This window comes from Mycolicibacter longobardus (assembly GCF_002102265.1).
GTDB lineage: Bacteria > Actinomycetota > Actinomycetes > Mycobacteriales > Mycobacteriaceae > Mycobacterium > Mycobacterium longobardum.
Map to the genome: position 1 here is coordinate 83,168 of NZ_LQPG01000027.1, position 20,174 is coordinate 103,341.

The 20,174-nt window shown below is 68.2% G+C and carries 20 protein-coding genes, 1 tRNA gene and 1 other RNA gene; 10 read left to right on the top strand and 12 right to left on the bottom strand.

All coding sequences use genetic code 11. The features are described from left to right. Positions 1 to 43: 43 nt before the first annotated feature. From AWC16_RS14920 to ffs, 3 genes are all read right to left on the bottom strand, one after another. Positions 44 to 649, bottom strand: a complete 606-nt coding sequence (locus AWC16_RS14920) for a CHAP domain-containing protein (protein WP_085265530.1) — start codon at positions 647 to 649, stop codon at positions 44 to 46. A gap of 1 nt (position 650) precedes the next feature. Further along, complete coding sequence (locus AWC16_RS14925) at positions 651 to 1,925, bottom strand: aspartate aminotransferase type Ic (protein ID WP_085265531.1); 1,275 nt, start codon at positions 1,923 to 1,925, stop codon at positions 651 to 653. Between the two features lie 33 nt (positions 1,926 to 1,958). Beyond that, positions 1,959 to 2,053, bottom strand: an RNA gene (ffs, locus tag AWC16_RS14930) — signal recognition particle sRNA small type. A gap of 90 nt (positions 2,054 to 2,143) precedes the next feature. Between ffs and AWC16_RS14935 the strand changes: the two genes are divergently transcribed. From AWC16_RS14935 to AWC16_RS24680, 3 genes are all read left to right on the top strand, one after another. Beyond that, positions 2,144 to 2,229: transfer RNA gene (locus tag AWC16_RS14935), tRNA-Ser, on the top strand. Positions 2,230 to 2,310: 81 nt separating this feature from the next. Beyond that, positions 2,311 to 3,042: a lipid uptake coordinator LucA gene (gene lucA, locus AWC16_RS14940; protein WP_085265567.1), complete on the top strand. Its 732-nt coding sequence runs from the start codon at positions 2,311 to 2,313 to the stop codon at positions 3,040 to 3,042. Positions 3,043 to 3,073: 31 nt separating this feature from the next. After that, positions 3,074 to 4,405: a DUF4226 domain-containing protein gene (locus tag AWC16_RS24680; RefSeq protein ID WP_085265532.1), complete on the top strand. Its 1,332-nt coding sequence runs from the start codon at positions 3,074 to 3,076 to the stop codon at positions 4,403 to 4,405. A gap of 14 nt (positions 4,406 to 4,419) precedes the next feature. Here the strand turns inward: AWC16_RS24680 and AWC16_RS14950 are convergent, their stop codons facing one another. The 4 genes from AWC16_RS14950 to AWC16_RS14965 form a co-directional block, all read right to left on the bottom strand. Further along, entirely contained in the window at positions 4,420 to 4,983 is a 564-nt protein-coding gene (locus AWC16_RS14950; protein ID WP_085265533.1) for a hypothetical protein, read from the bottom strand. 12 nt (positions 4,984 to 4,995) lie between these two features. After that, positions 4,996 to 5,457, bottom strand: a complete 462-nt coding sequence (locus AWC16_RS14955) for a DUF5078 domain-containing protein (RefSeq protein WP_085265568.1) — start codon at positions 5,455 to 5,457, stop codon at positions 4,996 to 4,998. 231 nt (positions 5,458 to 5,688) lie between these two features. Next, entirely contained in the window at positions 5,689 to 8,598 is a 2,910-nt protein-coding gene (locus AWC16_RS14960; protein WP_085265534.1) for an MMPL/RND family transporter, read from the bottom strand. Beyond that, positions 8,595 to 9,017 (bottom strand): MmpS family transport accessory protein, encoded by a 423-nt coding sequence (locus tag AWC16_RS14965; protein ID WP_085265535.1) that lies wholly within the window; start codon positions 9,015 to 9,017, stop codon positions 8,595 to 8,597. The genes AWC16_RS14960 and AWC16_RS14965 overlap by 4 nt, the downstream gene beginning before the upstream one ends. A 109-nt stretch (positions 9,018 to 9,126) precedes the next feature. On the opposite strand from AWC16_RS14965, the gene AWC16_RS14970 reads away from it, so the two are divergent. Beyond that, a complete protein-coding gene (locus tag AWC16_RS14970; protein ID WP_109561430.1) occupies positions 9,127 to 9,810 on the top strand; it encodes a TetR/AcrR family transcriptional regulator in 684 nt (227 codons plus the stop codon). Here the strand turns inward: AWC16_RS14970 and AWC16_RS14975 are convergent. The 3 genes from AWC16_RS14975 to AWC16_RS14985 all read right to left on the bottom strand — a co-directional run bounded on the left by AWC16_RS14975 (position 9,802) and on the right by AWC16_RS14985 (position 12,856). After that, on the bottom strand, positions 9,802 to 10,821 hold the full coding sequence (locus AWC16_RS14975; protein WP_085265537.1) for a DNA polymerase domain-containing protein: 1,020 nt from the start codon (positions 10,819 to 10,821) through the stop codon (positions 9,802 to 9,804). The two genes, AWC16_RS14970 and AWC16_RS14975, sit on opposite strands and share 9 nt — an antisense overlap. A gap of 1 nt (position 10,822) precedes the next feature. Next, positions 10,823 to 11,857: an ATP-dependent DNA ligase gene (locus AWC16_RS14980; RefSeq protein WP_085265569.1), complete on the bottom strand. Its 1,035-nt coding sequence runs from the start codon at positions 11,855 to 11,857 to the stop codon at positions 10,823 to 10,825. 84 nt (positions 11,858 to 11,941) lie between these two features. Then, the gene (locus AWC16_RS14985; RefSeq protein WP_085265538.1) at positions 11,942 to 12,856 is read right to left on the bottom strand and encodes a haloalkane dehalogenase; all 915 of its coding nucleotides are present in this window, start codon (positions 12,854 to 12,856) and stop codon (positions 11,942 to 11,944) included. Between the two features lie 76 nt (positions 12,857 to 12,932). Between AWC16_RS14985 and AWC16_RS14990 the strand changes: the two genes are divergently transcribed. The 3 genes from AWC16_RS14990 to AWC16_RS14995 are packed head-to-tail and all read left to right on the top strand — an operon-like array spanning position 12,933 to position 15,384. Continuing rightward, entirely contained in the window at positions 12,933 to 13,349 is a 417-nt protein-coding gene (locus tag AWC16_RS14990) for a DUF302 domain-containing protein (protein ID WP_085265539.1), read from the top strand. A 12-nt stretch (positions 13,350 to 13,361) separates the two neighbouring features. Then, on the top strand, positions 13,362 to 13,499 hold the full coding sequence (locus tag AWC16_RS24385; RefSeq protein ID WP_165759231.1) for a hypothetical protein: 138 nt from the start codon (positions 13,362 to 13,364) through the stop codon (positions 13,497 to 13,499). Between the two features lie 34 nt (positions 13,500 to 13,533). Then, on the top strand, positions 13,534 to 15,384 hold the full coding sequence (locus tag AWC16_RS14995; protein ID WP_165759232.1) for a fatty acyl-AMP ligase: 1,851 nt from the start codon (positions 13,534 to 13,536) through the stop codon (positions 15,382 to 15,384). On the opposite strand, the gene AWC16_RS15000 is transcribed toward AWC16_RS14995, so the two are convergent. Together AWC16_RS15000 and AWC16_RS15005 are read right to left on the bottom strand one after the other, a co-directional pair. Beyond that, on the bottom strand, positions 15,381 to 15,854 hold the full coding sequence (locus tag AWC16_RS15000; RefSeq protein WP_085265541.1) for an NUDIX hydrolase: 474 nt from the start codon (positions 15,852 to 15,854) through the stop codon (positions 15,381 to 15,383). The two genes, AWC16_RS14995 and AWC16_RS15000, sit on opposite strands and share 4 nt — an antisense overlap. Positions 15,855 to 15,857: 3 nt before the next feature. Further along, on the bottom strand, positions 15,858 to 17,216 hold the full coding sequence (locus AWC16_RS15005) for a WS/DGAT/MGAT family O-acyltransferase (RefSeq protein ID WP_085265542.1): 1,359 nt from the start codon (positions 17,214 to 17,216) through the stop codon (positions 15,858 to 15,860). Between the two features lie 50 nt (positions 17,217 to 17,266). Here AWC16_RS15005 and AWC16_RS15010 point away from each other — a divergent pair, with 50 nt between their 5' ends. Genes AWC16_RS15010 through AWC16_RS25595 form a run of 3 tightly spaced genes read left to right on the top strand, consistent with a single transcriptional unit; the run spans position 17,267 to position 20,018 of the window. Then, the gene (locus tag AWC16_RS15010) at positions 17,267 to 17,998 is read left to right on the top strand and encodes an Rv3717 family N-acetylmuramoyl-L-alanine amidase (RefSeq protein WP_085265543.1); all 732 of its coding nucleotides are present in this window, start codon (positions 17,267 to 17,269) and stop codon (positions 17,996 to 17,998) included. A 2-nt stretch (positions 17,999 to 18,000) separates the two neighbouring features. Beyond that, the gene (locus AWC16_RS15015) at positions 18,001 to 19,461 is read left to right on the top strand and encodes a neutral zinc metallopeptidase (RefSeq protein ID WP_234812284.1); all 1,461 of its coding nucleotides are present in this window, start codon (positions 18,001 to 18,003) and stop codon (positions 19,459 to 19,461) included. Continuing rightward, complete coding sequence (locus AWC16_RS25595; protein ID WP_264017242.1) at positions 19,458 to 20,018, top strand: DUF4333 domain-containing protein; 561 nt, start codon at positions 19,458 to 19,460, stop codon at positions 20,016 to 20,018. The genes AWC16_RS15015 and AWC16_RS25595 overlap by 4 nt, the downstream gene beginning before the upstream one ends. The last annotated feature ends 156 nt before the right edge of the window (positions 20,019 to 20,174 follow it).

A 20,174-nucleotide genomic window follows, 5' to 3' on the forward strand; every position in this document is an offset into this window, starting at 1 on the left:
ACTTGCTCGGACCGACGCCGGTGCAGGCCCGGCAGCCAGCGCGCTACACCTTCGGGCGCAGATAGCCCAAGGTGTTGTACGCGGGGCTGAAGTCACGCCAGTTCAATGTCACGAACATCCGGCCGCCGGAGTTCTGATCGGCCGTCTCGTACCGGAACAGGGGCCCGCTGCCGCGAACGTCCGTGACCACCGCGGCATGCCCGTATTCGCTGACGAACCCGCCGGGACCGTAGACGACGATGTCGCCGACCTGCGGCTCGTTGGCGCCGCCGGCGAACGGAACCTGCTCGAAGAATGCACCCAGGCCGTTGGTGCCGAAATGCTCGTAGAGATCGAAGGCATTGCCGCTGGGGTCTCGGTTCCGCCATGCGTAACCCAGCGCCTGGATGTAGTGCTGAATCAGCGGATAGCACTGGCCGTCGCCGTACATCACCGGATTGCCCAGGGCGGCATCGGCAGCGGCGCGCCGGTAGACGTCGAGTCCGTCGGCGACCCTCGGCGGCAGGGAACGGGCCTCATCGGGGCCGACATCTGCGGCCTGCACTGACGGAGGGTCGGGCGGCCGATCCGGCACTGCGTACGCCGCGGGAACCTGGCCCAGGGCAAGTAAAGCTGCCGCCAGCACCGCGTAGCCCCGGGTACGTGGCATGTCAGCCCAGCATCGCCTCGGCGGCAGCCAGCAGCGCGCACGTGGCCAGGCCGTCGACGGCGTTGCGCAGGTCGTCGGTGGACGGGAACGACGGAGCGATCCGAATGTTCTTGTCCTCGGGATCCTTGCGGTACGGGAACGACGCACCGGCCTCGGTGACCGCGATACCGGCGTCCTTGGCCAGTGCGACGGTGCGGCGTGCGGTGCCCGGGAGTACGTCCAGGCTGATGAAGTAGCCGCCCTTGGGGTCGGTCCACGACGCGATCTTCGACTCGCCGAGCCGGTTCGCAAGGATCTCGGCCGCCAGCTGGAACTTCGGCGCCAGGATCTGCTGGTGGCGGCGCATGTGCAGCCGCACCCCGTCGGCGTCGCCGAAGAACCGGAGATGCCGCAGCTGGTTGACCTTGTCCGGGCCGATCGACTTCTTCCCCGCGTACTGCAGGTACCAGGCGATGTTGCCCAGCGAACCGCCGAAGAAGCTGACCCCGGCACCGGCGAAGGTGATCTTCGAGGTGGAGGCGAACACGTACGGCCGGTTCGGGTTGCCGGCCGCGGCGGCCAGCCCGAGCACGTCGATCTGGTGGGGAAACTCGGTGGTCAGGGTGTGCACCGCGTAGGCGTTGTCCCAGAACAGCCGGAAGTCGGGCGCAGCGGTCTGCATCTGCACCAGCCGGCGCACCGTCTCCCACGAATAGGTGATGCCGGTCGGGTTGCCGAACACCGGCACCGTCCACATGCCCTTGATCGCGGGGTCGGCGGCGACGAGCTCCTCGATGAGGTCGGTATCCGGGCCGTCCTCGCGCATCGGGATCGGGATCATCTCGATGCCCAGGGTCTCGGTGATCGCGAAGTGCCTGTCGTAGCCGGGCACCGGGCACAGGAACTTGACGGCCGGTTCCTGACTCCACGGACGCGGCGAGTCCACGCCGCCGTGCAGCATCGAGTAGACGACGACGTCGTGCATGAATTCCAGGCTGGCGTTGTTGCCGGCGATCAGGTTGGGCACCGCGATGCCGAGCAGTTCGCCGAAGATGGCCCGCAGCTCGGGCAGGCCGTGCAGGCCGCCGTAGTTGCGGGTGTCGGTGCCGTCGTCGCCGCGGTAGTCGTCCGGGCCGGGCAGGGCCAGCAGGCCGTTGGCCAGGTCGAGCTGCTCGGGCGCCGGCTTACCGCGGGTGAGGTCCAAGGCCAGCTTCTTGGCCTGCAACTCGGCGTAGTCCCGCTGGTAGCGCTCGTGTTGAGCGATCAAGTCGGCACGGTTGAGGTTCTGCAACGACACGGGGTGCGCCTTTCACCATCGAAGGCCCGACACATGAGGGGACCCCGCGCACCCGCCAGAGCCCATTGACCCTTGCTGCCTTCCGGCCCTGGGGGAGTTCACAGGATAGACGCCGCGCGGGGTCCACAGCAGAGTCTAGCGGCGGTCGCCAGCGCGGCGAAGCCGGGCGGGACGAGCAGCGCGTGGCCGCTGCGGAAGTCTCAGCTACCATTGCCGACGGAGGATTCGCCTAGTGGCCTATGGCGCTCGCCTGGAACGCGGGTTGGGTTAATAGCCCTCAGGGGTTCAAATCCCCTATCCTCCGCACCCGATTCAGGTGCGGCCGGACCGAGAGATCAAGGTCCGGTCGCACCTGAATCACCAGCTGACGAGCATGGGAGGTGGCGTGAGTCGCACCGTCGCTACGGTTTGGCACGCGTCGCTCTCGACTCTCGCCGCCATTCTGTACTTCCTGTTCGTGCTGCCGCGGTGGTGGGAGCTGACCGGCTTCAGCCCGCACGTGCTGGGCACCGTGATGCGGGTGATCCTCGGACTGCTGGTCGCCGCGACGGCGCTGCCGGTGGCGGCGGCGTTGAAGCAGGCCCGCAAGCCGGAGTTCGGCACGCCGCAGCTGGCGCTGACACTGCTCACCGGTGCGCTGGTGGCCCCCGTCGTGGCCGGCGCGTTGATCGCCGGCACGGCTATCAGCGAGATCTGGTTGTCGCTGGACAGCGCCGGCATGGTCCTGTTCGGGATCTACGGGGCCGCGGCCGCGATCGCACTGCTGGGGATCGGCGCGTTCTACCTGGCGTTCGTCGCCGAGATGCCGCCGCCACCGCCGAAACCGATCAAGCCCAAGGCCGAGAAGCAGCCCAAGCAGCGGCGTCGATGGGGAAAGAAGGCCGGCGCAGCCACGGCTGAGGAGTCCGAAACGGACGACGAAGCCGACGACGAGGCTGCCGAGGCCACCGAGGCCGCCGACGACGAGGACGAGACCGTCGAAGCCGAAGAGACCGTCGAAGCCGAAGAGACCGTCGAGTCGGCGGGCGACGAGACAGCAGACGCCGAAGCGCTGGCACCGGCCGGCGGCGAGAAGCTGCGCCCGTCCGGCAAGCGCCGCGCGAAAAAGGACCAGTAGGGCCGATCCGGCCGGACTACCCTGTGCAGCTATGACCGAGAATCTCGGTTCATTCGCCGATGCGGCACGCGCACGGGAAGAAGAACTCGTGAACCGGCTGGCGACGTCGGTGGCTGCCGACGGGGAGTTCCAGGCGATCCTGCAGCAGGCCGTGCAGAGCACCGAGCGTTCGCGGCGGCGCCTCGACGCCATCGAAGCCGAGATCAGGCAAACGGCCAGCACCTGGCCGGGACTGGACACCCCCGCCGGTTCCCGCCAGTTCCAGCGCTTCCTGACCGCCAAGACCCGCGAGATCCACAAAGTGGTCGCCGACGCCGCCGCCGACAGCCGGCATCGGGCGAGTCAGGTGCGGACCCTGACCAACCGCTACAAACTCGGCGGTGACGGCGACGGTGACCCACGGATCCGCTTGGTGGACAATGAAATACCGGCAGATGGCGAGGCGCCGCGCGATCCCACCATCGAGGGGCGCGGCAGCGCCCCGGTGGAAGAGGAGCAGGACGGCTCGCCCTACGACCTGGGCGCGACGATTCCGGGTACCGGGATCGTCATCACCGGAGACCCCGAAACAGGGCATCCGCGGCTGCGCATCCCCGGACAACCCGACATGGACAACCCGTTTCCCGTCGACGAGGGATTCCGGGCGCTGCCGACAGGTACGGCCGTCGGCCCGAACGGCGAGCAGTACGCCTTTTACAGCGTGCGGCCCTACGGCCCGGGCACGTCCCCGGAGAACTTCATCGCACCGGAGTCACGGGTGCAGAACCTGGCCGATCCGGCAACGGATTTGGGCCCGCTGATGGGCACCACCATCGGCTCGGACACCAAGGTGGGCATCTCCCAGGCCAGTGGCGTCTACGATCCGGCGTCGGGAACCATGATCATCGTCGGGAACATCGGCCAAGACGGTCAGCGGGCCATGTGGCAGTCCGATCCCATCGCCCCCGGCGCCCCGCCCGGGTCGTGGATGAACAGCCTGCAGCAGGTCGGTACCTTCAACAACCTGGGTGCGGCCGACCGGGAGAATCAGATCGTCTCGCTGCCGCAGGGCGGGTATCTGTTGACCAGCGCGAGCAACAATGCCCAGGTCGTGGGCGTCACCGCGGCGAGCCCGCAGGGGCTGCTGCAGGCCCCATCGCAGCAGCTCACCGGCCCAGGGTTCATCCCCAGCCCGGGAAATCAGCCGGCCGTCCCCTACGGGCCGTCGATCGTCGACGTCCAGACGCTGCCCAACGGCCAGGAGCAGGTGACGATGCGGGTCAGCACCTGGCCGACGCCCGAGGGCTGGCCGGCGGGTCCGGATGCGCCGCCGCCGCCCTACCACCCGAGGACTTACACGACGACGTTCAACATCGACCCGTAGCGAGTCCCGAACCGCTAGAACGCGGAACTGCCCGAGGGCCTCAGCACGAACCCGTGGTGCCCCAGCGAGGTGTCCAGGCAGGCGACGAGTTGGTCGGCGCCCACCGCGCACGTGACGTTGCCGTAGGACACCTTCTGCCCGACCCCCAGGAAGGCTCCGTTGGAGAACTGGCGACCGCAGCTCGTCGACTCACGGTTCAGTCGCAGGCCCGCCGCGCCCTGGGAGCGCACGGTTCCGATCACACAGCCCCCCGGCACCGGAGCACCCGAGCCCAGTGGGGCGCTGGCCAGACCGGGCATGTCGCCGTCACACATGATGGCCTGCGAGGATCCCGCCGGAGGATCGGTGGCGTCGAACTGGCACGCGATGTTGTAGGGCGTGGAGAAATTCACCCAGCGCCCGGGGCCCTTGGGCCCGGTGGTGACGTAGGCGTCCACCGGGGCCGCGGTGAAGTCGTCCAGATTGGGAAAACCCGCGGGTTGGGCCCCCGCGGGTGATCCCGGAGCCCCGATGAGCAGGCCACCGGCCATGCCGGCGAGGGCCAGAACCCGGGCGACTCGACGGATGGAACCGTTCATCGGCGTCTCCGGTTACGGCTTGGGGGCCCAGTCCCACACCGACATGTCGTCGCGCGGGTACTGACTGCAGGCCTCGGTCGACTTGGCGACGACGCCCTTGTTGTTGAAGAAGATCTTGGCGTGGTTGGGCCAGGACACCGTCAGCGGGTCGGCGAAGTTCGTCGCCAACTCCTCGGAGTAGGCCCGACGCTGTGCGGGGTTCAGCGAGAAGAACCAGTGCATCTTGTCGATGGCCGCCTGCTGCACCTGCACCGGCTTGTTGTGCATGTCGATCATGTAGCGCTCGTAGTAGATCGGCGACAGATCGCGGCTGGCGGCGAGCATCTGCTCGGCGCTGCAATCGGTGTGGATCACCCGGCGCGGGATCGGAAAGTCGTCGGTCGCGTCGGCGGCGGCGGTCGCGGGCAACAGCAGCGCGGCGGCGCCCGCTACTGCGGCCACGGCGGCGCCGCGGAGTATCGAGTGCTTACGCATGGAATCCACTGTAGCCATTCCCCGAACCTTTCCCTATGTCAGCTTTCGGCACCGGCCCCGCCGGCTTGACCGATGAGCCGGGCGAAGCAGGTCAGCCGGATGCGGCCCAGCCAATACCGGTGGGGGCATCTGACCTCAAGAATGCTACATAATTTTAGCCAAACTAGCTAATTAGTTGTAGTGGCTCGGTCCATGGGATCGCTCACAGGTGGGCACTGACCGCGTCGGCCCTCACTGCTGCGAGCGGGCGAACTCCTCGGTCGCCTCGGTGTCGGCACGCGCGAGGGCGGCGGCCTCCCGATGGCGGGCGGCTTTCCCGCCGACGTGCGGCAGCACGTTGATGGGCCACCAGAACCAGCGGCCCAGCAGCGCCGCGATTGACGGCGTCATGAACGCCCGCACGATCAAGGTGTCGAACATCAGCCCCAGACCGATGGTGGTGCCGATCTGCCCGACGATGCGCAGGTCGCTGACCACCATCGAAGCCATGGTCAAGGCGAACACCAGCCCTGCTGCCGTCACCACTTTCCCGGTGCCACCCATGGCCCGGATGATGCCGGTGTTCAGGCCGGCATGGATCTCTTCCTTGAACCTGGAGACCAGCATCAGGTTGTAGTCCGACCCCACCGCCAGCAGGACGATAACCGACATCACCAGCACCAACCAGTGCAACGGAATACCGATCAGGTACTGCCAGACCAGTACTGACAGCCCGAACGATGCCCCCAGCGACAGCGCCACCGTGCCGACGATCACCAACGCGGCGACCAGCGCGCGGGTGATCAGCAGCATGATGATGAAAATCAGGCACAGCGAAGCGATTCCGGCGATCAGCAGATCGTAGGCGGAGCCGTCCCGCATGTCCTTGAACATCGACGCCGTCCCGCCGAGATAGATCTTGGCGTCCTCCAACGGCGTTCCCTTGAGCGCCTCCTCGGCCGCCTCCCGGATCTTGTCGATGTGCGAAATGCCTTCGTCGGTAGCCGGATTGCCACGGTGCGAGATCATCATCCGGACGGCCTTGCCATCCGGGGACATGAACATGTCCATCGCGCGCTTGAAGTCCGGGTTCTCGAACACCTCCGGCGGCAGGTAGAAGGAGTCGTCGTTCTTCGACTCGTCGAACGCCTTGCCCATCGCGGTGGCGTTGTCGCTCATCTCATCCATCTGAGCGAAGATTCCGGACATGGTGCTGTGCATGGTCAGCATCATGGTCCGCATGGTCTCCATGTTGTCGATCATCGACGGGAAGGTGCTCAGCATCTGCGGCATGAGCGCATCCATGTCACCCATGTGCGCGATCATCTTGTCCATGCTCTGACTCATCGGGTCGATGCTGTCGACCATGTCGAACGCCGAGCGCAGCGAGAAGCAGATCGGGATGTCGTAGCAGTGCGGTTCCCAGTAGAAGTAGTTGCGGATCGGCCGCCAGAAGTCCTCGAAATCGGCGATGTGGTCCCGGATGTCGTAGATCTGGCCCTGCAGGACGTCCATGTCGACCACCATCTCGTGGGTGGTGCCGGCCAACTGGCTCATGTAGCCGTGCATCTGGCGCATGGTGGCGACGGTCTCGGCCATCGCCTCCGCCTGGGTCAGCATCTCGTCCATGCGCTTGCGCTGGAACTGCATGGTCGCCATCTGGCCGGCGTTCTGCATGCTGATCTGGAACGGGATCGAGGTGTGTTCCAGCGGGGTGCCCTGCGGGCGGGTGATCGCCTGCACCCGGGATATCCCGATGACCTTGAACACGGCCTTGGCGAGCTTGTCGATGACCAGGAAGTCCGACGGGTTGCGCATGTCGTGGTCGGCCTCGATCAGCAGCACCTCCGGCAGCATCCGGGACTGCGAGAAGTGCCGGTCCGCCGCGGCGAAGCCCGCGTTGGCGGGAATGTCGGCGGGGATGTACTTCCGGTCGTCGTAGTCCGGCTGATATCCCGGCAGTGCCAGCAGGCCGACGGCCGCGATCGCCAGTGAGGCGACCAGAACCGGAGCCGGCCAACGGACGATCACCGTGGCCACCCGCCGCCAGCCACGAGTACTGGTGGCCCGCTTGGGGTCGAACAGCCCGAACCGGCTGCCGACGGTGATGATCGCCGGACCCAGCGTCAACGCTGCGGTGACCGAGACGATCATGCCGACCGAGCACGGGATTCCCAGAGTGACGAAGTACGGCATCCGGGTGAAGTGCAGGCAGAAAAGCGCTCCGGCGATGGTCAGCCCAGACCCCAGGATGACGTGCGCGACGCCGTTGAAGGCCGTGTAGTACGCCGTTTCCCGGTCCTCGCCGTCCTGGCGGGCCTCGTGATAGCGGCCGATCAGGAAGATCGCATAGTCGGTGCCGGCGGCGATCGCCAGCGAGACAAGCAGATTCACGGCGAACGTCGTCAACCCGACCCAGTGATGGTGGCCCATGAACGCCACCACGCCGCTGGCCGCGTTCAGTTCCATGTAGACCATCGCCAGCAGCAGCCCCACGGTGATGATCGACCGATAGACGAGCAACAACATGGTGAGGATCACCAGAATGGTGACAATCATCATCCTGAACATGGACTTGTCGCCGGCATGGTTCATGTCGGCGAAAAGCGCCGCGCTACCGGTGACGTAGACCGTCAGCCCGGGCGGGGTCTGCACCGAGTCCACAATCTTGCGGACCGCTTCGATGGAGTCGTTCGACGCCGCCTGGCCCATGTTGCCGACCAGGTTCAGCTGCACGTAAGTCGCTCTGCCGTCGGCACTCTGGGCGCCGACAGCGGTCATCGGGTCACCCCAGAAGTCCTGAACGTGCTGGACGTGGGCGGTGTCGGCCTTGAGCTTCTCGACGACCTCGGCGTAGTACTCGTGTTCGGCGTCGCCGAGCTCGTGGTCGGCCTCCAACACCACCATCGCGGTGCTGTCGTAGTCCGACTCCTGGAAGACCTTGCCCATCTCGGTCAGGGCCTCCATGGAAGGAGCGTCCTGGGGGCTGGCCGAGACGGCGTTCTCTTTGCCGACCTGTTCCAGTGGCGGCACGGTGGCCACCAGGACCGCGATCAGCGCCAACCAGGCCAGGATGATGGGCACCGCGAACCGGCGAATGGTGCGCGCCAGGAACGTCCGCTCGGGATGCCCGCTGCCGGTGCGCAATCCGGGCGGGCTCATGCCGCCTTCAGCAGACAGAACGTGTAGGCGTTCACCTCGTTGGAGATGCGTTCGGCTTTGACTTCTCCGTCCACAATGATGCGACAGCCGATGCTGTTGCTATTGCCCTGCGCCATAATGCTTCCCACCACTGCGGGAAGGGTGGTGACGATTTCGAGCTGCCACGGCAGCGGGACGTCGGAGACCCGTTGCGGTTCGGAGTTGACGTCGAAGTAACTGATGTCGGCCACCGTCCCGGGCGGGCCGAAGATCTCGTAGGTCATCCGCTTGGGGTTGAAGGGCTTGGTCTCGTCGACCTGACCGTCGGAGTAGGACGGGCGCTTCTCGGATCCGAACAGGCCGTGGATGCGCGTCACCGTGAACCCGGCGACAGCGACCACCGCCAGAATCACCAGGGGTATCCACACCCGGCTCAGCACCTTGAAAATCGGAGTCCCCTTCAGCCAGCACCTTTGGGTACCCTAACCCAAGTCAACGTGCGTAAACGCACGCTACCGCACTCGCGCGGACGGTCGCAACGCACGCCATGTGCGTTATCCTCGCACTGTGCGTCAGGCCACTTTCCAACGCGCCCGCAGCGACGAGAAGAAGCGTCAGCGGGCTGAGGCATTGATGGAGGCGGCGCGTTCGGTGGCTTTGGAGACCGGTGTGGCCTCGGTGACGCTGACCAAGGTCGCCAGCCGGGCCGGGGTGCATTATTCGGCCGTCCGCCGCTACTTCAGCTCGCACAAGGAGGTGCTGCTGCGGCTGGCGGCCGAGAGCTGGGAGCGCTGGTCTGACACCGTGTGCACGGCACTGGGCGCGCCCGGACCCATGTCGCCGGCGCGGATCGCCGACACCCTGAGCCGCGGACTGGCCGCCGACCCGCTGTTCTGCGACATGCTGGCCAACCTGCACCTGCACCTGGAACACGAGGTGGACGCCGAGCGGGTGGTCGAGGTCCGCAGGAAGAGCACCGCCGCGGGGCTGGCCATGGCCGACGCCATCCAGCGGGCGCTGCCCGGCCTGGGCCGGCAGGGGGCACTCGACCTGCTGCTGGCCTCCTATTCGCTGGCGGCACCGCTGTGGCAGATCTCCCACCCGCCGGCGGAACTGGCCCACGCCTACGCGTTGGAACGCCAGGTGCTGCCGGAGTGGAACCTGGACTTCACCGCCGCGTTGACCCGGCTGCTCACCGCCACCTGCGTGGGGCTGCTGGAACCTTCAGTCTGATTTCTCCCGGCTGGGCTGCACCCGTTTGGGTTCGCCGGGCATCTTCGGGTAGTTCGGCGGGTACGGCAGGTCGCCGAGGCCGCGGGCTTCATCGGCGGCCACCATCTCGCGCAGCGGATCGAGGGACTGCTCGAGGTCGTCGATGGTGCGCCAGGGGTCACCGCGCCGTGCGAGCAGGTCCGGCACGGTGCCGATGGTGTAGTCGTCCGGGTCCGCGCCGTCGGCCAGCTCGTCCCAGGTCAACGGGGTGGAGACGGTCGCGATCGGCGTGGCCCGCACCGAATAGGCCGACGCCATGGTGCGGTCGCGGGCGTTCTGGTTGAAGTCGATGAAGATCCGCGCGCCACGTTCCTCCTTCCACCACGAGGAGGTGACCGCCTCCGGCGCGCGCCGCTCCATCTCGCGGGCCAGCGCGATGCCGGCCCGGCGGACCTCGATGAAGTCCCAGTCGGTCTTGATCCGCAGGTAGACGTGCAGGCCGCGGCCACCGGAGGTCTTGACGTAGCCGACCAGGCCCAGCTCGTCGAGCAGCGGACGCAGCACCTCCAAGGCGACCGCGCGGGCCTCGGCGAACCCGGTGCCGGGTTGCGGGTCCAGGTCGATGCGCAGTTCGTCGGGGTGGTCGGTGTCGGGGCACCGCACCGGCCACGGGTGCAGAGTGACGGTGCTCATCTGCACGGCCCAGAGGATGTCGGCGGGCCGGGTGACCTTGAGCACGTCGGCGGTGCGGCCCGACGGGAACGTCACCCGGCAGGACTCCAGGTCGTCCGGGTGCCCCTTGGGCAGCCGCTTCTGGTAGACCTCGTCACCGTCGATGCCATCCGGGAACCGCTGCAGATGGGTGGGCCGGTCCGCCACGGCGTGCAGCAGCGGCCCGCTCGCCACGGCCAGGTAGTAGTCGGCCAGCGCCCGCTTGGTGCCGCCGGCGCCCAGCCGGGGGAAGTACACCTTGTCGCCGCTGGTGAACCGGACGGGGGTGCCGTTGACGTCCAATATCTCGGGCTCGGCCATGTCAGGTCACCAGCACGTCGGCGAGGTCGTAGTTCAGCGGGACGTCGAGCTGGTCGAAGGTGCAGCTGGCCGGGTCCCGGTCGGGCCGCCACCGCAGCAGCTTCACGGTGTGCCGGAACCGCACCCCCTCCATCTGGTCGTAGGCGACCTCGGCGACGCGTTCGGGCCGGATCGGGACCCACTGTTTGTCGGCCGCGGAGTTCCACCTGCTCGGTTCACCGTCGCGGACGTCGCCGATACGCAGCGGTTCCAGCTCGGCGAGCAGCGCCTGCCGATCCGCCGCGGTGAACGACGCCGCCCCGCCGACCATCGCCAACTCTCCGTCGGGCCGGTACAGGCCCAGCAGCAGCGAACCGATCCCCACGCCGCTCTTGTGGATGCGGTACCCCATGACCACACAGTCGGCATCTCGGTGGTGTTTGACCTTGACCATCTCGCGCTTGCCGGGCAGATACGGCCCGTCGGCCCGTTTGGCGACCACCCCGTCCAACCCGGCGCCCTCAAAGGTGGTGAGCCAGCGCACGGCCTGCTCGGGGTCCGCGGTGGCGCGGGTGGCGTGGCAGCTGGAACCTCCGGTGATCAGCTCGGCCAGCGCCGCCCGTCGCACCCGGAACGGCTCGTCGAGCAGCGACTGAGACCCGGTGGCCAGCGCGTCGAAGCCGATGAACTGCGCCGGGGTCTGCTCGGCCAGCAGCCGCACCCGGCTCTCGGCGGGATGGATCCGCTGACTCAGGGAGTCCCAGTCCAGCCGGGTCCGTCCGCCGATCCGGCGCGGCACCACCACCTCGCCGTCGAGTACGCAGCGCGGGGCGACTTCGGCGCGCAGCGCGTCGAGAAGTTCCGGGAAGTAGCGGCCCAACGGTTTGCCGGTGCGGGACTGCAGCAGCACGTCGTCGCCGTCGCGAAACACGATGGCGCGAAAGCCGTCCCATTTGGGTTCATAGGACCAGCAGCCCGGCTCCTCGGGAACCTCGGCGGCCGCCTTGGCGAGCATCGGGTCCACCGGCGGCGCCACGGGCAGGTCCATGGTGTCCATCATGCCGCCCGACGACCCGAGACCGACGTTTTGCAGACAAAGTGCGAGTGCATCTCTGCAAAATGTCGGTCTCGGCGCGACAGATCAGCGGCGCAGGAACTCCACGATGTGGCGGGCCAGCTCCTCACCGGCGTCCTCCTGCAGGAAGTGCCCGGCGTCGTGGATCACCGGGTGCGCCCGCCCGTGCGCACCCGCCATCTCACGCTCGAAGATCGGCGCCATGGCCCCGGTGATCGGGTCACCGTCGCTGAACGCCACCAGCATCGGGATCTGCGAGGCGCACAGCGCGGCCCAGGCCGCCCGGTTCGCCGGGGCGGCCGGGTCCTCGGGGGTGGTCGGGATCAGCGAAGGCATGGTCCGCGGCCCGACGCAGTAGCTGTCGTCGGGAAACGGGGCGTCATAGCCGGCCCGGACGGTGTCACTCATGGGCTTGCGGCACCCGGACTGCACGAACCAGCCGACATCGATCGTCGGCGCGGTCTGGATCGCCTCCCGGAATCGCCACCAGATCTCCGGCATCGGGATGTCGCCGGTGGGCAACCCGGTGTTGGCCACCACCACGCGGGCGAACCGATCCGGGTTCTCGGCGACCAGCCGCAGCCCGATCAGCCCGCCCCAGTCCTGCCCCACCAGGGTCACGTTCTGCAGGTCGAGGACGTCGAATGCCAGCGCACGCATCCACTCGACGTGGCGGGCGTAGGTGTGGTCCTGTGCGCGCGTGGGCTTGTCGGAGCGTCCGAACCCGACCAGGTCCGGACAGATGACCCGGTATCCGGCCTCGGCCAGGATGGGAATCATCTTGCGGTACAGGTACGACCACGACGGCTCGCCGTGCAGCATCAGGATCGGGTCACCGGCCACGTCTCCAGAGGGGCCGTGCTCTACCCACGCCACCCGCAGCGTGCCACCGTCCAAGTCGTCCAGGTCGACGTACTGCGGCGAGTAGGCGAAATCCGGGAGTCCGGCGAACCTGTCGTCGGGGGTGCGCAGGGTCTGCATGAGGCGACGATACCGTGCTGGTATATACCCCTGGGGGTGTTTGATATGATGGCATCACGACAACGAAGGAGGTCTCATGTCCGTCGCGTTGAGCACCGCGGTGACCGGCTCCGATTTCGACACGGTGGCCGCCAAGACTCGAGAGATACTGAAGGACAACGGTTTCGGAGTGCTGACCGAGATCGATATGCAGGCCACCCTGCGAGCCAAGCTCGGCGAGGAGATGGAGCGCTATCTGATCCTGGGCGCCTGCAACCCCCCGCTGGCGCACCGGGCCGTGACGGCCGAGAAGCGCATCGGTGTGCTGCTGCCGTGCAATGTCGTGGTCCGCGAAGACCCGCAGCACCCCGGCACGGTGCTCGTGGAGGCGATGAATCCGCAACTGATGGCCCAGGTCATCGACAACCCGGCGCTGGCGCCGATCGCCGACGAGGTGGGCGAGAAGATCCGCACCGTCATCGATACCCTGGCAGGTGCCTTGCGCACCGCCTGAAAGGAACCGCCGATGTGCTACCCCGTACCGTGCCGGGTCTGCGGCAAGACCACCTGGGACGGCTGCGGCGAGCACGTCGCCGAGGTGCAGGCCCAGGTGCCACCGGAACAGTGGTGCGCCGGTCACCCGGAGGCCAACCGCCGCTCCTGATGGCGCCCCTGAGCACACGGTTTATGGTGTGTGGATGCCCGAGCAGATCACACCACCCGTGCACACCCTGGTGGACCTGCTGCGGCTGCAGGCCGACCGGTACGGGGACAAGGTCGCGTTCAGCTTCGCCCCCGACGGCAAGCAGATAACCGCCCGGCTGACCTACCGCGAACTCGACACCAAGGCGCGGGCGATCGCGACCGACCTGCAACACCAAGGCGCTGCCGGACAGCGGGCACTGGTGATCTGCCGTCCGGGCCTGGACAGCATCGTCAGCTTCTTCGGCTGCTTCTACGCCGGCGCGATCGCGGTACCGGTGGACACGCCGCTTGCGCGGCTGAAGCTGGTTGCCCCCGATGCGCAAGCCCCCTTCGCCGTCGCGACCTCCGACACCCGGACCCAGCTGCAGTCGCTGGCCGCCGACGTGCCCGGCATGTCGGGGCTACGGTGGTGCGCCACCGACCAGGTCAACGGCGATCCCGAAGACTGGGAGGTGCCCGACGTCGACCCGAGCACCACGGCGTTGATCCAGTACACCTCCGGTTCGACCAAGTCCCCCAAGGGCGTCGTGGTGACCCACGACAACCTCATCCACAATCTGGAAGCCATCCGGCGGGCCTGGCGCGGCGACGAGAACGCCAAGAGCGTCTACTTTCTGCCGCAGCAGCATGACATGGGACTGATCGGCGGGGTCCTGGAGATGATCTACGTCGGCTGCAGCACCGTGTTGATGTCGCCGATCGTCTTCTTCCAGCGCCCGATGGCGTGGCTGGAGGCGATGTCGCGGTATCGCGCCACCACGACCGCCGCACCCAACGCCGCCTACCGGCTGTGCGTCAAACACAGCAACGCCGCGCAGCGTGCCGCGCTGGATCTTTCGCATTGGTCCACGGCCGCCATCAGTTCCGAGCAGATTCACGCGACGACCATGCAGGAGTTCGCCGAGGCGTTCGCACCGGCCGGGTTCCGGCTGGAGGCCTTTCGCCCGGCCTACGGGCTGGCCGAGGCCACCCTGTTGGTCACCGGCGACCCCGGTCCTGCGGTGGCCGGCGTCCGGTACGTCGACGGCGCCGCACTGGGCGAGAACCGGGCGGTCGACACCACCCCCGACGACGCGGCCGCCGTCGCACTGGTCAGCTGCGGTCCACCGGTCTATGGCCAGCGGGTGATGATCGTCGATCCGGAGACCCGCCGCCAACTCGGACCCGACGAGGTCGGCGAAGTCTGGGTGTCCGGGCCCAGCGTCGCGCAGGGCTACTGGGCCCGGCCGGTGGAGAACGCGCACACGTTCGCCGGTTTCCTCGCCGACACCGGCGAAGGCCCGTTCCTGCGCACCGGCGACCTGGGTTTCCTGTGCAAGGACGAGTTGTTCGTCACCGGACGGTGGAGCGACCTGATCACCCTGCGCGACAGCACCTACTACCCGAACAACATCGAACCGACCGTGCAGGCCTGTCATCCAGCGCTGCTGGCGGACCGCGGCGCGGTCGTCGCGGTGCCATCGAAACCGGGCGCCGACAACCACCTGGTTGTGCTGCAGGAGGTGGACTACCGGCAGCAGGTCGCCGAGACCGAATACGCCGGCATCATGGACGCCATCCGGGCCGCGATCACCGAGCAGCACGGCATCGAAGCGCACGACGTGTTGCTGGTGCCGGCGATGCGGCTGCCCACCACCTCCAGCGGCAAGATCCAGCGTGGCGAATGCCGGCGGCAGTTCCTAAACGGCGCACTGGGCCCGGTGGCGCAGTGGCATGCTCCGGAGGTGCCGGTCGCCCGTGCCAAGAACCCGCCGACGGGGGCAAGCGCACTGGCCCGGATACTTGCCACCGGCCTGGCGCAGCGGCAACAGCCCGGAACGCCGCCCACCGGCTCCAGCAGTTAGGGCTTGGCCCCCAGGTAATCCAGCAACCGGTCCAGGACGGGCCGCTGGCCGGCCAGCAGCTTGACTCGCGCCTGCTCAGGCGAGAACCAACCGACCCGGTCGACCTCCGGAAACTCCCGCAGTTGTCCCGACCGGGGCGGCCACTCCAGCTGAAATGTGTTGCTGCGGGCGTCGGTGACGTCAAGGTCGCCGTGCACGGCGAACACGGTGACCACCTTTCCGCCGGCCTGTTGCACCACGCCGAGGTCCAGGCGCTCGCCGTCAGGCGGGTCCAGGCCGATCTCCTCGACGAACTCACGACGCGCGGTCTGCCACGGGTCCTCGCCGTCGGGTTGCTCCCCCTTGGGGATGGACCACGCGCCGTCGTCCTTGCGCGCCCAGAACGGGCCGCCGGGATGAGCGATCAGCACCTCCACGGCGCCGTCGGCGCCGGATCGGTACAGCAGCAGCCCGGCGCTGCGCTTGGCCACGGTTCACACACCCACGGCGCGTTCCAGGTCTTCCAGCGCGGTGTCCAGGTGGCCGAGCAGTCGCTGCAGGTGCGGCACCGAACGACGGCATCCGACCAGCCCGAAGTCGAGGTTGCCGGCGTTGCTGACCACGGTCATGTTCAGCGCCTGCCCGTCCAGGGCGATCGACAGCGGATAGTTGCCGTCCAGGCGGGCGCCGCGCCAGTACAGCGGCTCGGCCGGGCCCGGCACGTTGGAGATGACGATGTTGAACGGTGGCTTGGCCGCCGAGACGAAGCCGGGAATGGCCGCCAGCGCCAACGGCGCCATATTGGCCGCCGACAGGGCCAGCGCCTGCGTGCGCGGCAACTCGCTGAACACCTTCTTGTTGCGACGCATCGATTCGCTGATGGCCTCCAGCCGCTGCGCCGGGTCCTTCAGGTCGGTGGCCAGGTTGCACAGGATGGCGCCGACCATGTTGCCGCCGGAGTCGGCGTCGGCTTCGGTGCGCAGGCTCACCGGGACCATCGCCACCAGCGGGTGCTCCGGCAGGGCCTGCTGCTCTTCGAGGTAAGACCGCAGCGCCCCGGCGCACATCGCCAGCACCACGTCGTTGACGGTCACCCCGGCCGCCCGTTTGACCGCGATGATGCGGGCCACCGGCCAGGACTGGGCCGCGCACCGGCGGGCACCGCCGATCTTGACGTTGAGCATGGTGCGCGGCGCCTCGAATGGCAGCGTGAGCTGCTGCTCCAGCAGCGCGGCGCGCGCCAGCCGCACCGTCGACGGCCCCAGGGCGGCAACACCTTTGACCATTCCGGTGAGCTCCCGCAGCCGGGACGGCGGATCGGGACGCTGCCGGGATGACGGCGGCACCGACCACGGGGTGCGCAGGTCCGCCTCGCGCGGATCGACCGACAGGGTGCGGCTCAGCAGCCGCAGCAGCGAGACGCCGTCGATCAGGGCATGGTGGATCTTGACGTACACGGCGAACCGACCGTCGTTGAGGCCCTCCACCACGTGGGCCTCCCACAGCGGACGGTGCCGGTCGAGCAGGCTGCCGTGCTGCAGCGAGGTCAGCTCCAGCAGGTCGCGCACCCGGCCCGGCACCGGAAGCGCCGAGCGCCGCACGTGGTACTCGAGGTCGACGTCGTCGTCGAAGGCCCAGCCAGCGCTCGCGATCCCGCCGAGCAGCGTGGCCGGGCGCTTCCGGAAAGCGGGCTGTAGGTCGCGGGCGCCCAGCAGTCCCTGGTAGATCTCGCCCACGAACTCCCGTCCGGCGCCCTCCGGCGGCTCGAAGAGCATCAGTCCACCCACGTGCATGGGATGCTCCCGCGTTTCGGTCAGCAGGAATACCGAATCGAGCGGTGACATCAGCTGCATCGACCTATTAGACCCCGGCAGGCCCCGTGGCCGCTTGCTAATCTGGGCCGGTGCGTCGCCGGACCGTCGTCTGTGTCGCCTCGGCAGCGTGCGTCGTGGCGGCGAGCATCGGTGCGCCCGTCACAACCGCGGTAGCCGACGTTGCCGGCAAGACCGTATTTCTGGACCCGGGACACAGCGGCGCCAACGACTCCTCGATCAACCGGCAGGTCCCCAACGGCCGCGGTGGCACCAAGCCGTGTCAGACCAGCGGGACCGCTGCCGACGACGGCTACCCCGAGCACAGCCTCAACTGGGATGTCACCAACCGGATCCGGGCCGCCCTGGACGAGCTGGGCGTGCACACCGAGCTCTCGCGCGCCGATGACGCCTCGGTAGGCCCGTGCATCGACGCCCGGGCCGCCGCGGCCAATGCCGCGCACCCGGACGCGATCGTGTCCATCCACGCCGACGGCGGGCCGGCCTCGGGCCGCGGGTTTCATGTCAACTACTCCAGCCCGCCGCTCAACGACGCCCAGTCCGGCCCGGCCGTGCGGCTGGCCGGTGACATCCGGGACTCGCTGACGGCCGCGGGCATCCCACAATCGGACTACCTCGGCGCGGACGGCCTGTACGGCCGGGCCGATCTGGCCGGGCTGAACCTGGCCGAGTATCCGGCGGTGCTGGTCGAACTGGGCAACATGCGCAACGCCGCCGACGCCGCGCAGTTCGGGAGCGCCGACGGGCGGGCTCGGTATGCCGCAGCCGTCGCCAGCGGAATCGTGGCCTACCTCAGTAGGTGAGCATGTCGCGAGGGGAAATGGGCCGCACCGCCAGAGCATTTTTTGCGGCCGCCGGTCTGATGTTGGCGCTGGCGGGCTGCTCCGATGACCCACCGACGGTGGTCACCGGGCATGCGATATCGATGCTGTACAACCCCGGACGGGTGGGCGGACTGCCCACCGCCGAGGGCCCCAGTGGCCCGCGCGGTGCCGTCCCGCCCGTCACCGCCAGGGTGCTGGGCAGCGACGGCGGCGAGATCGACCGACTGTCGCTGCTGGCGATAGACGACATCGAGGAGTTCTGGACGCAGCACTACGCCGAGGCGCTGCGCGGGCACTTCAAGCCGGTCTCGACGCTGGTGTCCTACGACTCCACCGACCCGAACAACCCGGCGGTGTGCGGCGCCGATGTCTACCACCTGCCGAACGCGATGTACTGCCGCCGGTCGGACACGATGGCCTGGGACCGGGAGAAGTTCCTGCCGACGGCCCGAAAGTACTTCGGCGACATGGCGATCAACGGGACCCTAGCGCATGAGTACGGGCACGCCCTGCAGAACATGGCCGGGATCGTGCACCCGCTGACGCGAACACTGGTGCGCGAACAGCAGGCCGACTGCTTCGCCGGAGTGTATCTGCGATGGGTGGCCGCGGGCAGTTCGTCGCGTGCGACGTTGAGCACCGGCGACGGACTCAATCACGTGCTGGCCGGCCTGATCGCGATCCGCGACCCGGTCTCGACCCCCGACAACCCGGTGTCGATCTCCGACGAGCACGGGACCGCGCTGGATCGAGTCGGCGCCTTTCAGACCGGCTTCGACGGCGGCACCGAGATGTGCGCCGAGATCGACTCCGACGAAATCCGCAAGCGCCGGGGCGATCTGCCGCGCTCCCTGTTCGATTCGGAGAACCCGCAGAGCGACCTGACGATCGACGAGGCGGTGCTGTCGACCCTGATGGAGCAGCTGGGCCAGATCTTCGCGCTGTCCCGCCCGCCCGAGCTGGCCACGAAGGGCAAGTGCCCCAGCGGCCACGAACCCGACCCGGTGGCCTACTGCCCGGAGACCAACACCATCGTCGTCGACATGCCCGGCCTGCAGGAGATGAGCGCGCCGTCGGATCAGTCGACAATCGGTATGCCACAGGGCGACAACACCGGACTGTCCGCCGTCACCTCGCGGTATGCCCTTGCGGTGCAACGTGAACGCGAAGTCCCGCTGGAATCGGCGACGGCGGCTCTGCGGACCGCGTGCCTGACCGGGGTGGCCCAGCGCCGGATGGCCGAGCCGATGACGTTGTCATCCGGTCCGGGTCTGACACTGGCCGGCGGCGACCTCGATGAGGCGGTCACCGGCCTGCTGATGAACGGAGTGGTCGCCAGCGACGTCGAAGACAACACCGTGCCGGCCGGTTTCACCCGGATCCTGGCGTTTCGCTCCGGGCTGCACGGCGACGCCGACGGATGCTTCGAGCGGTTCCCGTGAACCGGCGAGAAGACCCGCGCGAGCCACCTGAGCCGCGGACCACACCGATACCCCGCCCGCCTCGGCCGCCGCGTGGGCCGCAGCCGCCGCCCTCGTCGCCGCCCGAGCAGCCCTGGTATCTGGAGTTCCGCCGGCCGCCGGCTCCCCGACCCCAGCCGTCGCGGCCCGCGCCGTCACGCCCGGCCGCTACTCCCCCGAAAGAAGCTGAGCCGCAACGTCCGTCGAACCGAGACCTGCTGATCGGCGTCGCCGTCACCGGACTGCTTGCGATAGCGGTGCTGCTGACGTTGGTGCTGCGCGGCGTCGTCAGCGGCACCGGGCCGCTAGAACTCGATGTGCTCCACGCGCAAGACGGCGTCCGCCAGGTGCTCACCGACCCGATCAACGGCTACGGCAGCGACAAGGTCACCGATGTCCGGTGCAACACCGGAGTGAACCCGAGGGTGCAGAAGGGCAGCAGTTTCACCTGCGCGGTCACCGTGGACGGCAGGCAACGCCAGGTGTTGGTGGAGTTCGCCGACGACGCGGGGACCTACGAGGTGGACCGGCCGCGGTGAATCACACCGCCTAATTTTGGTTTCAGCGAGGAAGCAGGGCGTTGATGAAGGTCCCCATGCCACCGCCGAGACTCGACGATCTCATGGCCAAGCTACCCCGCGAGCGATGGGGCGGGTTGCGCGTCGAGGCACCGGCGGGGCCTGACCCGCCCCACC